The 1,142-nt window shown below is 35.5% G+C and carries 2 protein-coding genes; both read right to left on the bottom strand.

From position 1 onward, the window contains the following. Nucleotides 1–241: 241 nt before the first annotated feature. Nucleotides 242–631, bottom strand: a complete 390-nt coding sequence (locus tag JWG40_RS12600) for a type II toxin-antitoxin system MqsA family antitoxin (protein ID WP_205286152.1) — start codon at nt 629–631, stop codon at nt 242–244. Beyond that, nucleotides 628–939 carry a type II toxin-antitoxin system MqsR family toxin gene (locus JWG40_RS12605; RefSeq protein WP_205286153.1) on the bottom strand — a complete coding sequence of 104 codons (312 nt, stop codon included), beginning with the start codon at nt 937–939 and terminating at the stop codon, nt 628–630. Before JWG40_RS12605 ends, JWG40_RS12600 begins: the two co-directional genes overlap by 4 nt. Nucleotides 940–1,142: the final 203 nt, after the last annotated feature.

Below are 1,142 nucleotides of genomic sequence, written 5' to 3' on the forward strand. Positions count from 1 at the left end.
AATAAGATTTTCTTTATATCTTCTTTCATATTTTCCTCTGTTTTTAAAATTTATTCCGACGAATGTCGTATAACGAACTAGACTTACCGAAGTTCCCCGACCCTGAGTCCCGATCACGGGACGTTAGGGACTGGCATGTAGCTTGCGTAAGCAAGGCGAATGCCAGAAGGGGAATTTGCCGGAGGCCGAGCGAGGCCTTGTGCCGAAGCGTAGCGGTAAGGCGCTGTTATGCGCTGGACCGTTATTTATGAGAGACTTTTTGGTTTTTCAATGGTAATCTTATATCTCCAACAAATACATATCTGATTTTTCCAATGTTCATCATTTTATGAATAGATTGGCGGGATAATTTTAACTTCTTCGCCATTTCATCAACACTAATAAGATCCGCAGCAACTGTAACTTCAGCATCCTTTTTTGCTTTAAATTCAGCAATTGTAGCATTTATGTGATTTTGAGATTTTCTAGTAAGAATTCCGTCTTTGCAATTTTTGCAATAGTAACCTTCAATATTATTGATTTTAAGGTTTCCATAATCTTTAATATTGAAATTTTCAGAGACATCGGTTTTGAAAATCATAGAATTTGTTTCACCACAGACAGGACAATCGATCCTTTTTTTATCTTTCATAAGCTTTCATCTCCTTTAAAAGAAATAACTAATGTATTGCTGTTCGAAATTTGAATTTTAATATAAAGTTTATAATTATTACTTTCCTTTTTGTAAACATCGTGCCAGAGCAAATGATTGTTATGGGAAGTCATTGATTTGAAAAAGTCAGAATTATGTAAATTTAGCACTTCATTAATAATTTCAGTTTCACTATATCCAAATTGTTCAATGGCAGTTTTTTGAGCATTTTTTGTGATAGAAAACTTTCCCTCGGTAATCAGTTCTTTTATCTTTTTTAACGGATAATGGCAGACACGTTTTTCCACTATTCCAAGTTTATTTAATGGGTGGACAATGTCAACTACTTAAAATTCTATATTTTGACTAAAATTTTACGGTCTTGCGCATAACGAATTAGGCTTACCGACGTTTCGTGTAGCTGAGCCTCTAGAAGAGGCGTTAGCGTGACACGAAATGTGCCTTTAGGCCGAGCGAAGGCCCCACGAGATCCAGATTTTTTCAGAAATCT

Source organism: Leptospira abararensis (assembly GCF_016918735.1).
In the GTDB taxonomy this organism is placed as follows: Bacteria; Spirochaetota; Leptospiria; order Leptospirales; family Leptospiraceae; genus Leptospira_A; species Leptospira_A abararensis.

Bases quoted from the DNA above. Each gene is read 5' to 3' on its own strand.
- JWG40_RS12600 (WP_205286152.1), bottom strand. From the start codon at position 631: ATGAAAGATAAAAAAAGGATCGATTGTCCTGTCTGTGGTGAAACAAAT.